This is a genomic window from Pseudomonas sp. F01002, assembly GCF_004402115.1.
GTDB classification, from domain to species: Bacteria; Pseudomonadota; Gammaproteobacteria; order Pseudomonadales; family Pseudomonadaceae; genus Aquipseudomonas; species Aquipseudomonas frigoris.
In genome coordinates this window covers 16,446-27,390 of sequence record NZ_SOPU01000007.1, presented here as the reverse complement: position 1 = coordinate 27,390, position 10,945 = coordinate 16,446, and the positions used below count along the sequence as shown (strand labels likewise).

The window sequence follows — 10,945 nt, the reverse complement described above, 5'->3', positions numbered from 1 at the left end:
CACAAGGGATTTAGGGTGTTCACAGGCTTTGTGTTTACCGACGATCAACTGTGGGAGCGGGCTTGCTCGCGAAAGCGGAGTTACCCGCGACATAGATGTTGAATATGCCGGCCTCTTCGCGAGCAGGCTCGCTCCCACAGGTTCTGCGTTGCCTTAAGGTTTCACTCCTCTCAGCATTTCCTTCGCCTGATCCTGCACCGCACCCGGTGCACTCATGTTGCCGTCGATCACGGTGATCACCGCATGCCCTTGCCACAACTGATACGCATCGGCCTGTTGCTGGGCGGTCGTCGGTGTCGGCGGGGCGACCAGGTTGACGTGAACCACGCCGTCGGCGCCGCGCTGGGAGGTGAAGTTCACCCGGCCCCAAGTGCCGATCGGGGCAAAACTCACGCCTTTGACGTCACTGGCCGCCAGCGCCGGGTAATTGATATTCAACCCGCTGACACCCGGCAATCCGAGCACGTTCAATTCGCAGTCGGGGTTGTTTTTTTCGCAGGCCTGTTTGGCTTGAGCTCCCGCGAGACTCGCCTGCTCGATAACCTTCACCGCAAACCGGGCGGTGTCATCCATGGCGCCGAGGGTTTTGCGGTAGCCGGCCTGTTGGTCGCGGATGATCAGGTCCATGTCGATGGCCGTCGACACCGCCACCGCCGGAATGCCCTTGAACATCGCGCGGACCGCTGCGTTCAAGGTGCCGGACATTTGCGTCAGCGGGCCGACGTTTTCACCAAAATTACTGCCCGACACCACCAGGTCTGGCGGATTGCCTTTGAGCAGCACGTCCAGGCCAACATTGACTGCATCCACCGGGGTGCCGATGGCGGATGTCTTGCCCGGGGGCGGGGTGTAGCCCTCGGGTGGGCCGACGCAAAATTTGCCTGGCGCCAACTCGGTCACTGCCAACGCCTGCCCGGGCACGACCACGCTGGCCGCGCTGATGCCACTGCTGTCGTTCAACGGACCAACGAGGGTCACCTGATGCCCGGCGGCGGTCAGCGCCCGGTACATCGCATCGATGCCGGGCGCCCGACAACCGTCGTCGTTGGTCAGCAGGATGTTCAGGGCATTGGCCTGCATCGACAGGCTGACGCTGGCCACGGCGATGACGCCAGTGAGCAATTTATTCATGGGGAGTTTTCCGTGAAATGAGCGAGTTCAAAAAAGCACAACGCCCTGACCGAGTTACTCGGTCAGGGCGCAGAGGGCTTAGCGAGTGCCGAGTTTGCGCAGGTTGCCGGGGGTGAATTCGTCTTCAGTGAAGGCGGTGGCGTTGAGTTTGGCGGGCTTTTGATCGATCAACATACGGTCAACCAGATAGGAGCCGGCGATCAGGTCATGGTAGATCCCGAGGCGAGCGTGGTAGCGCTGCAGCTCGTAGGCGTAGATCGAAGTTTGCATGTTGGTGCGCCAGAGCACGCCGCGGCTGTCGTAGTTGTCGGCCAGGGTAGCGGCCCAGGAATCCTCGTCCAGGTACAACACACGCTTGGCGTAAACATGCCGGGCGCCTTCTTTAAGTGTTGCCTGCAAGACCCAGACGCGGTGCTTTTCATAGCGCATGTACTGCGGATCGATGTGGCCGGTGGTGGCCAGGATCTGGTCGGTACTCACGCTCGGGTCGTCGATCTTGTAGTTGTGGTACGGAATGTAGATTTCTTTCTTGCCGACGATGGTCCAGTTGTAGCGATCCGGTGCACCGTTGAACAAACGGTCTTCGTCATACACCCGAAAACCGCCGGCGCCGCTCGGTGAGTCATAGCCTACAGTTGGCGCACGACGTACCCGACGTTGACCCGGGCTGTACTGCCAGGCCTGGCGAGGTGAGGCGGTCGGGTTGATGAACTCGTGACCGACGACAATCTCGCCTTTCTTGCGCACCGGCTCCAGGGTGGTGATCAGGAAGTTGGTGAGAATGCCGTTGGCGCTCTCCAGGGTTTTATCCGGGCTGGACCAGATCGAGAAGATCTTGTAATTGACCTCTTCGAGCACACGTTCCTTGTTGGAATAGACCACCGCCTGCCCGTAGTTGGCCTCTTCGGTATTGGCGCGTCCGGCCAGCGTATGGTTGAACATCAACTCGCTACCGTTCTTGGGAATCGGGAACGGCGAGGCGCCCCAGGCGTTTTGCGTGTCGTTGTTGTCGTTGGCCAGTTCGGCACTGACCGCGTTTTTCTTGACGAGGTCTTCCAGGCGCTGATCGAAACGGAAGTCGCGATGGCTCGGGTACACCGGAATGTTGAAGGTCGCGGGGTAGCGTTTAAGCAACGCTTTTTGGCCATCGGTGAGGTTGTCGGCGTACTTGTCCATGTTCTGCGCGTTGATCACGAACATCGGCTTTTCTGCCGCGTACGGGTCCGGGTACGGCGTGCCGGGGCCCGCGTATTTGAGCTGCGGCGGCAAGCCGCGCCATTTTCCGGTCCAGGCCGGGATGCTGCCGTCGGCGTTGCCCGCTTTCTCGGCACCCATCGGGGTCAGGTCCTGACCCAGGCGTGCGGCTTCTTCATTGCTGATTTTGGCCTGAACCAGGCCACTGCCGAGCAGGCTGACGGCCAACGCCGTGCCCAACAATGTGTGGGTGAATCTAGACATGCTGTGCTCCTCCATCAGGGGATTCAGAACCGGTATTTGAAGTTGAGGGCGACGTTGTCGCGGTCGGCCAACGGGGCGTTGTTGGCGTTGCCCAGGTAGGCGTTGTAACGGGCTTCAACGGTGAAGTTGCCCAGATAGCGCCACGAGCTGCCGATGCTGGCGCGGTCGTCGCCCTGGCCTGAGTTGATCGAGCCCACCAGTGCGCTGTCATGCTGGGCGGCGGTGCTGTAGGTGACGGGCACCGACATGTCCCAGCCGCTGAACACGTTGTTGTAATCGAAGTTCGCCTGAACCGTGTAACCGAAGGCGTCGCGGTCATAGACCAGGCTGTCGGTGCCCGGCAGCGAGAATCCGGGGGCCAATGTCACAGGTTCCGACTTGTCGTTGCTGAGCACGGTGTTGTAGACCAGCTCACCGATGAGAGTGGTGTTGTCGGCCCATGATGTCGGGCCGAGCACGTAGATCATCGACGTCTGCGCCTGCATGGTTTTGCCGCGCACCGGGCTTGAGAAACCGTTGTCGACCATCACTGGCTGACCGTCGCGGTAGCTGACTTCACCGGCCCAGCTCACGCTGCCCAGCACCGTGGAGAAACTCGCGCCGTAAAGATCGATGTTGTCGAAGTAGCGCACCCGGTAGTGCCCCAGGTCGGTCTGGAAGTCCAGTGACGGGGTCTTGTCGTGGTAGCGCGAGTAGTAGAGGCCGAACTCGGTGTTGTTCAGCGACTCTGCCGCATAGGTCAGGGCCACACCGTATTGGCCGCTGTCGCTCGGCTTGTCGTCACCCAGGCGTGTCAGGAAACCGCTGGCGTCGTTGAAGCCGCCCTCGTCGATGAAGTCGGTGGTGGAAAAGTAGCTACCCACGCCGAACAGCTCGGTCTTTTCCCATTTGTATTGGTAGTAGGCCTGCAGATCGAGGCTGTCGGTCAGGCTGAACTGCGTGAACAATTGGCCGACGGGCAGCAAGATCTCCTTGACCTCAACCCCGGGAGTGGTCGACTTGGTCGCATCCACCGGGCTCTGGGCGGCGGAAATGCCGGGGTAGAACAGGCTTTCACCCCAGCTCACCACCTGATTGCCGAGCCGCGCGTTGAAGTTGTGGCCACCGATGTCCCAGGTGCCATACGCGTAGTAATCGAGCATGCGCAGTTCATTGCGGTGTTGATCGATGGTGTCCTGGGAGAACCGGTCGGGACGGTTGCAATGACCACCGGCGAAGCAGTTCGAGGTGCCCGTGTCGTTGTCGTTGCCCTGATCGTAAACGTTGTCGTAGAACCCCGTCCCACGCAGGAACACCCCGTAATCCTCACGCCATTTGATGTTGGCCTCGGTGAGAAAACCGCTGCGGTTGTTAATCAGGCTGCCTTTGTCGAACGCGTTGTCGCCATCGTTGCCGTTGGCATTGGCCGTCAGCTTGTGATCGCGAGACTCGGCCCGCCAGGCCAGGCTGTACGTCAGTGTGGTATCCCAGTCGACGCTCAAATCCTCGTTCGGCTGGAAACTCATGGCGCTGGCTTGACTGCCCAGCCCACCAGCCAGCAAGAGCATGGCCAGCTGTACGCGAGGGTGCAGCGATTGTGGGGCGATTATTGTTTTTATCATGTCGTCCTCATGCCCAGGTCAGACCTGCCCGACCTGCATTTCAGGGGGGTGATTGGTGCTGTGGGCGACTATGGAGTCAGCTTTCGAGCGCAACATCGTCCAAGCGGACTAAGCGATTTGCACAGGGCCGGCAACGCCGGATCCTTGTAGGAGCTGTCGAGTGCAACGAGGCTGCGATCTTTTGATCTGGCCTTTTAAGAGATCGCAGCCTCGTTGCACTCGACAGCTCCTACAGGGGATCAGGGGGCTGCAGTCTGCGCTTAGTCCCATCGGACGATGACCGTTCAGGGCACGCGGCGAACAATCCCGAGACCGACTGCACCGGGCGAAGATCTGGCGGCGGCGGTTTTTGCCTGATGGGCGCTGAGCAAGGGTGATCGCATGAAAGCTGCCGGGATCAAATGGGATGAGTGCTGCGATGTACTGGTGATTGGCTCCGGAGCGGGGGGAATGACTGCGGCGCTGCGTGCCCACGATCTGGGGCTCAATGCGCTATTGATCGAGAAGAGCGCCGAATACGGCGGCACCTCGGCGGTGTCCGGCGGCGGCATCTGGATACCGGACAACCATCGGATCAAAGCTCTGGGCGGTAGTGATTCAGCGGAAGAAGCGATCGCCTATATCCGCGCGGTGACCCATGGCGAGATCGATGACGGGCGTATCGAAGCCTATGTCGAACACGGCCGCGAGATGGTCGAATACCTTGAGCAACAGACCCGCGTGCGTTTCGAGGCGCAGCCTCGCTATGCCGATTACTACCCGGAAGTCGAAGGCGGAAAACCGGGCTACCGCTCCATGGACCCGCAACCGTTTGATGCCGCCGAACTGGGTGAGGAGTTTCTGCGCATGCGTGCGCCATCCCCCGGAACACTGATGATGGGACGCATGGCGATGACCATGAAAGAGGCGCAGGTTCTGCTGTGTCGTGGCCCTGGCTGGTTGCGACTGACGCTGCGGGTGATGTGGCGTTATTGGCGTGACCGCGAGGGGCGGCGGCTGTCACGCCGCGACCGTTTCCTGACCCTTGGCAATGCATTGATCGGCGCCTTGCGCTGTTCGTTGCAGGATCGCGGCAAGTCCCTTTGGCTGAACTGTGCACTGGAAGAACTGCTGCTCGTTGGTGATCGGGTTGGCGGCGCTCGCGTCTGTCGCGACGGGCAATTACTCAACGTCAAGGCACGCTACGGCGTGATCATCGCGGCCGGTGGTTTCGAGCGTAATCAGGCGATGCGTACGCAGTATCTGCCACAGCCGACCCAGGCCACCTGGAGTGCCACACCGCCGCACAATACCGGTGACGGCATTCGCGCCGGTCAGGCAATCGGTGCTCGCACTGCGCTGATGGACCATAGCTGGTGGGCGCCGACCACTCATGTCCAGGGTGAGGAAAAACAGCGCGCGCTGTTCGTCGAACGGACCTTGCCTGGCTGCGTGCTGGTCAACTCTGCCGGCGAACGCTTCGTCAACGAAGCCGCGCCCTATACCGATATCGTTTACGCGATGTACGCCAACAATCGCGAAGGCGCGGTGAGTGTGCCGTGCTGGATGATGTTCGACGCCGAATTCCGCCGCAAGTACCCCTGCGGCGCGTTACTACCAGGCTACGCGCAGCCCGATTGGCAGCTGCCCGAGCATCTGCGCGAGTACTTTTACAAGGCTGCGAGTTTGCAGGCGCTGGCAGAAAAAATCGGCGTCGACGGTGCCGGTCTGGTCCGTACGGTGCAGCGTTTCAACGGCATGGCTGTGCAGGGTGTCGATGCTGATTTCCATAAAGGTGAATCGCTGTTCGATCGCTACTACGGTGATCCGAATGTGCAGCCCAATCCTTGCCTGGCGCCGTTGCTCAAAGGTCCCTTCTACGCCGTGCGCATTGATGCCGGGGATATCGGCACCAAGGGTGGTTTGCTGACCGATGTTCACGCCCGCGTATTGCATGAGGACGGGCAACCCATCAACGGTTTGTATGCCATCGGCAACAGCGCCGCTTCGATGATGGGGCGCACGTACCCGGGCGCCGGCTCGACCATCGGCCCGGCAATGACCTTCGGTTACGTGGCGGCCAATCACATCAAGTGTCAGAGCGAGACCAACTCGGCCAAAAGCCTGTTCAGGAGCGTCGAATGAATCAGCCACTTAAACAAGTCGCGGTGGTGACCGGCGCCAGTCGCGGGGTCGGTCAGGGCGTCGCCCTGGCCCTTGGCGCTGCGGGCATGACGGTGTTCGTCACCGGCCGTGCGCCGGAGCACGGTGGATCGAATTTGTATGGGCATGCATTGCGCGGCTCACTCAAGGACACGGCTGCCGCGATTACTGCGGCAGGTGGGCGGGGGATCGCGGTGGTCTGCGATCATGCCGATGATGCGCAGGTCCAGGCACTATTCGCCCGGGTTGAAAAGGAATGTGGGCAACTGGATTTGCTGGTGAACAATGCCGCGTTCATTCATGACCAGTTGATCGAGCCGGGACCTTTTTGGGAGAAACCGCTGGACCTGGTGCGGATCCTCGATGTTGGTCTGCGGTCGGCCTATATCGCCAGCTACTATGCCGCGCCCTTGTTGCTGAGAAGAGGGCAGGGGCTGATCTGTTTCACCTCGTCATTCGGCGCCGGGTGTTACATGCATGGCCCTGCGTATGGCGCGCAAAAAGCGGGTTGCGACAAGTTGGCGGCCGACATGGCCATCGACTTCGAAGGGAGAGGCGTGGCGGCGTTATCGCTGTGGCTAGGCCCGCAACTGACCGAACGCACCCGGATAGCCGGCGAGCAACATGGCGAGCAATACAAGGCCTTTCTGGCCAATGCCGAAACCCCGCAATTCAATGGCCGGGTGATTCACGCATTGCTCAATGACCCGCAGNNNTTGATGACGTTCTCCGGGCAGACATTAATCACCGCCGAAATCGCCGCCGGTTACGGCATCTGCGAAGCCGGCGGCCGCCAGCCACCTTCCCACCGCGCCATGCTCGGCGACCCGCGCCAGCAGCATCCGGCACGGGTGATCTGACGATCTCAAATACTGCTTTATCCCTGTAGCAGCTGGCGCAGCCTGCGTTCGGCTGCGCAGCAGTCGTCAATCCAGCTCATGCGGTTAACCTGTCCAACCGAGGTAGCTGATTTTACGACTGCTGCGCAGCCGAACGCAGGCTNGCGCCAGCTGCTACAGGTTTGGGGATTTATTCAGCATCCAACTCAGCCCACTCGCGCAACACATTCTTGGTCACTTTGCCCGCTGCGTTGAGCGGCATGCTCTCAAGCACCCGCACCCGGCGCGGGACTTTGTAGTTGGCCATCTGCTCACGGCACCAGGCGAGGAATCGGGCTTGCTCGATCTCGATGCCTGGAGCCGGCAGCAGGAACGCCATTGCCACTTCACCAAGACGTTCATCGGGGATGCCGATCACCGCGACCTGGGCCACGCCGGGGTAGGTCAGCAAACAGTGTTCGATCTCCGCCGGGTACACGTTGAAACCTCCAGTGATGAACATGTCTTTGAGGCGGTCGGTGATGCGCAGGTAACCCTGTTCGTCGAGCACGCCGATGTCCCCGGTGTGCAACCAGCCGTCGGCATCGAGGAGTTCCCGGCTGGCCTGCGGATCATTGAAATAACCCTGCATCAGGTTGTAGCCGCGCACCTGAACCTCGCCGGGAACATTGGCCGGTTGGCTGTGGCCGGTGCTGCCAACGCAGCGGATTTCCACGCCAGGCATGGCCCGGCCGCTAGTGTTGGCGACCAATTCCGGCGAATCACCAGGACGGCAGATCGTCGCAAAACCACAGACTTCGGTAAGACCGTAGGCGGTGACGATGGTGGCAAACCCCAGTTCGTCACGCATCCGCCGGATCATCTCCACCGGAATCGCCGCGGCACCCGTCACCGCTACCCGCAATGACGTCAGGTCAAATTCGCTGCGTTGCGGATGGGCAAGCAATGACTGATAGAGCGTCGGCGGGCCGGGCAGCACGGTGATCCGTTCGCGCTCGACGCATTCAAGCACCGCCTGCACATCGAACACCTGCTGCGGCACGATGGTGCAGCCGCGCATCAGCGCCGCCAGCCAACCGGCCTTGTAACCGAAGGAATGGAAGAACGGATTGACGATCAGGTAGCGATCGCCCTCACGCAAACCCACCACCTCGCTCCAGTCGCGCACCACCCGCAGGTTTTGTCCATGGTTGGTCATCACGCCTTTGGGCTTGCCGGTGGTGCCCGAGGTGAACAGCAGGTCGGACAGCGCTTGTGGGCCAAAGCTTTGTTCGCGGGTTCGCAGGGACAATTGCGAAACGTCTGCGCCCAGGTCGAGGAAGTCATCCCAGTTCAGGGTGCCCGAACCACCGTCGCGCAAGGTGACGATCTGCCGTAGCGCCGGCAGTGCTTCAGACGCCAGCATGCGCGGGTAATCGGCACCCAGAAATTCACCGATGGCAAACAGCACGCAGGCACCGCTTTCGCGAAGGATGTAACCAGCCTCGCTGCCCTTCATGCGGGTGTTGAGTGGCACCAGTGCTGCGCCGACACTTTGTAGCGCACCGGCGGCCACGATCCATTCCCACATATTAGGCGCCCAGATCGCCACCCGATCCCCGGCTTGAACGTCCAGTGCCAGTAGCGCGCGGGCGGCTTGGCGGCGCAGTTGATCGAGTTCCCGGTAGCTGATCGAGCGCCCGTCATCCTCGATGGCCGGGCGGTCGCCGTAGGCCTGGGCAGCGTTGGCGAACAGTTGAGCGATGGTCAGTGCGGTTGCGACAGGCGGCATGGGGCCTCCCCGGTTAGAAGACAGTGGCGAAAAAGGGAGTGGGCCGGGCAGGGCGCCCGGCCGGATAGCGAATTACTGGGCGGGCGGGGCGAAGCGGCGACCGGCGGAGAAACCACCGTCCACGGCGATCATCTGGCCGCTGACAAAGGACGCTTCGTCTGACGCCAGGAACAGCGCGACGTTGGCCACTTCTTCCGGTTGCCCGGAGCGGTTGAGCATGTGCTGCGAGGCGAAGAAGGCGTGGAAGGCTTCCTGCTCGCGGACCATGCTGGTCATCGGCGTTTCGATCAGGCCGGGGCACAAGCCGTTGACGCGGACATTGGCGTAGCCGTAATCAATGGCCATCGAGCGGGTCAGCTGGTTGATGCCGCCCTTGGAGACGTTATAAGCAACGTTGCCGTCGCAGCCTTGCAGGCCGAAGATCGAGCCGACATTGATGATCGAACCGCTACGTTGCGACACCATCGATTCCAGTGCGTATTTACTGGTGAGCATGCTGCCCGTCAGGTTGATGTCCATCACCCGTTGCCAGTTGGCGGTGGTGGTCTGGGTCACGCTGCCCTGGTCGGCGACGCCGGCCGCGTTGACCAGCACGTCGATGCGCCCGAAGTGGCCGATGACTTCTTGCATGACCTGCTGGACCTGCGCTTCATCGCGCACATCGAGGGTCATGAACAGGCCAGGGAAATCCGCCGGTGCGGTGCCGATGTCCAGCCCGACCACTTGCGCGCCTTCAGCGGCGAAGCGGCGCACACAGGCCAGACCGATCCCTGAAGCGCCGCCGGTAACCACCGCGACCTTGTTCTGCAAACGAGCCATAACTGCACCTCTTTTATTGTTGTGGGCTAATGCTGTGGCCGAGTCTAACCGCAGACCCGGCCAAGGTTATCGTCCGTTGAGACTATGGCTGACGGACGTTTAATCCGGGAATTTCAACCGTACCCGGGCGCCGGTTGGATGGCTCTGGCAGGCCAGCGTCCAGCCTTCGGCCAATTCTTTGGGGCTGAGCACATCGTTGCGTGCCAGCTGGATCTCACCTTCCTGGACGACGCACATGCAGGCCCCGCAAAAACCTTCTTCGCAAGAAGAGGGCACGTCCAGGCCCGCGGCTTTGCAACTTTGCAGCAGGGTGTCGCCGGGGCGGCAGGCAATCTCGTGCGGTTGACCATCGAGCTCGACAATCAGCGCCTCGCACAGTGATCCGAGGGCCGCGGCCCGAGCCAGGGTTGCTTCAGCGAGTAGTTCGTCGGGATCCGGAGGCGAGACAAAGCGCTCGACATGGATGCGTTCGGCGGCTTCACCCAGTCCCAGCAACGTGCGCTCCACAGTCTCCATGAACGGCCCTGGTCCGCAGATGAAGTAGTCACCGCCAGCCGAACCGCGCAGCAGATGACGCACCTGGGCGTCGGTCAGGAAACCCTGAACCGAGTCGAGGACGTGCACCAGGTGCAGTTGATCAGGATGCGCCTTGATCAACTGACATAACTCATCCTTGAAAATCACCGAGGCTTCATCACGGTTGGCGTAGATCAACTTGATCGGCCGCTGGCTGCTGCGCAGTGTCGATTTGAGAATGGAAAATACCGGGGTGATGCCCGACCCGCCGCTGAACAGCACCAGCGGTCTATCAACCGATTGCTCCTCGTTCAGGCAGAAATGCCCCGCCGGCGGCAACACCTCCAGCCAGTCACCGACCTGGACTTCGTTCATCCAGTTCGACACCCGGCCGCCCTCGACCCGTTTCACCGTCACCTTGGGCAGCGCATCCGACAGTGGCGAGCTGGCCATGGAGTAACAGCGGGTCAACAGCTTGCCGGCGCAAGGCACGCGAAAGGTCAGGAACTGGCCCGGTTTGTAACGAAAGCGCTCACGCAAGGTTGGCGGTATATCCAGCACCAGCGAGCGCGCATCAAAGGTCTCGTCGATCACCGCGCACACTTGCAATGAGTAGCTTCCCGTCGCTGATTCGGCCGGTTTCAGGTTCTGCTGTTGCGTGCCCATGT

Annotated in this window: 8 protein-coding genes; 2 read left to right on the top strand and 6 right to left on the bottom strand. The window is 61.2% G+C overall.

What is annotated here, in order from left to right; translation table 11 throughout:
* Positions 1–153 precede the first annotated feature (153 nt).
* The 3 genes from surE to E3W21_RS05160 all read right to left on the bottom strand — a co-directional run bounded on the left by surE (position 154) and on the right by E3W21_RS05160 (position 4,190).
* Positions 154–1,131 carry a 5'/3'-nucleotidase SurE gene (surE, locus tag E3W21_RS05170; protein WP_134418695.1) on the bottom strand — a complete coding sequence of 326 codons (978 nt, stop codon included), beginning with the start codon at positions 1,129–1,131 and terminating at the stop codon, positions 154–156.
* A 78-nt stretch (positions 1,132–1,209) separates the two neighbouring features.
* The gene (locus E3W21_RS05165; RefSeq protein ID WP_134418694.1) at positions 1,210–2,589 is read right to left on the bottom strand and encodes a DUF1329 domain-containing protein; all 1,380 of its coding nucleotides are present in this window, start codon (positions 2,587–2,589) and stop codon (positions 1,210–1,212) included.
* Between the two features lie 23 nt (positions 2,590–2,612).
* A complete protein-coding gene (locus E3W21_RS05160; RefSeq protein WP_134418693.1) occupies positions 2,613–4,190 on the bottom strand; it encodes a DUF1302 domain-containing protein in 1,578 nt (525 codons plus the stop codon).
* Positions 4,191–4,571: 381 nt separating this feature from the next.
* Here E3W21_RS05160 and E3W21_RS05155 point away from each other — a divergent pair, with 381 nt between their 5' ends.
* A complete protein-coding gene (locus E3W21_RS05155) occupies positions 4,572–6,314 on the top strand; it encodes an FAD-dependent oxidoreductase (protein WP_134418692.1) in 1,743 nt (580 codons plus the stop codon).
* The gene (locus tag E3W21_RS05150) at positions 6,311–7,192 is read left to right on the top strand and encodes an SDR family NAD(P)-dependent oxidoreductase (RefSeq protein WP_134418691.1); all 882 of its coding nucleotides are present in this window, start codon (positions 6,311–6,313) and stop codon (positions 7,190–7,192) included. The genes E3W21_RS05155 and E3W21_RS05150 overlap by 4 nt, the downstream gene beginning before the upstream one ends.
* A 169-nt stretch (positions 7,193–7,361) precedes the next feature.
* Here E3W21_RS05150 and E3W21_RS05145 read toward each other — a convergent pair whose 3' ends face one another.
* The 3 genes from E3W21_RS05145 to E3W21_RS05135 all read right to left on the bottom strand — a co-directional run bounded on the left by E3W21_RS05145 (position 7,362) and on the right by E3W21_RS05135 (position 10,943).
* Positions 7,362–8,942 carry a FadD3 family acyl-CoA ligase gene (locus E3W21_RS05145; protein WP_134418690.1) on the bottom strand — a complete coding sequence of 527 codons (1,581 nt, stop codon included), beginning with the start codon at positions 8,940–8,942 and terminating at the stop codon, positions 7,362–7,364.
* 72 nt (positions 8,943–9,014) lie between these two features.
* Positions 9,015–9,761, bottom strand: a complete 747-nt coding sequence (locus E3W21_RS05140; RefSeq protein WP_129443163.1) for an SDR family NAD(P)-dependent oxidoreductase — start codon at positions 9,759–9,761, stop codon at positions 9,015–9,017.
* A gap of 99 nt (positions 9,762–9,860) precedes the next feature.
* Positions 9,861–10,943, bottom strand: coding sequence for a ferredoxin--NADP reductase (locus tag E3W21_RS05135; protein WP_134418689.1), 1,083 nt, complete (start codon positions 10,941–10,943; stop codon positions 9,861–9,863).
* Between the last annotated feature and the right edge of the window lie 2 nt (positions 10,944–10,945).

Bases quoted from the DNA above. Each gene is read 5' to 3' on its own strand.
- E3W21_RS05140 (WP_129443163.1), bottom strand. From the start codon at position 9,761: ATGGCTCGTTTGCAGAACAAGGTCGCGGTGGTTACCGGCGGCGCTTCA.
- E3W21_RS05155 (WP_134418692.1), top strand. From the start codon at position 4,572: ATGAAAGCTGCCGGGATCAAATGGGATGAGTGCTGCGATGTACTGGTG.
- E3W21_RS05165 (WP_134418694.1), bottom strand. From the start codon at position 2,589: ATGTCTAGATTCACCCACACATTGTTGGGCACGGCGTTGGCCGTCAGC.
- E3W21_RS05145 (WP_134418690.1), bottom strand. From the start codon at position 8,942: ATGCCGCCTGTCGCAACCGCACTGACCATCGCTCAACTGTTCGCCAAC.
- E3W21_RS05135 (WP_134418689.1), bottom strand. From the start codon at position 10,943: ATGGGCACGCAACAGCAGAACCTGAAACCGGCCGAATCAGCGACGGGA.
- surE (WP_134418695.1), bottom strand. From the start codon at position 1,131: ATGAATAAATTGCTCACTGGCGTCATCGCCGTGGCCAGCGTCAGCCTG.
- E3W21_RS05160 (WP_134418693.1), bottom strand. From the start codon at position 4,190: ATGATAAAAACAATAATCGCCCCACAATCGCTGCACCCTCGCGTACAG.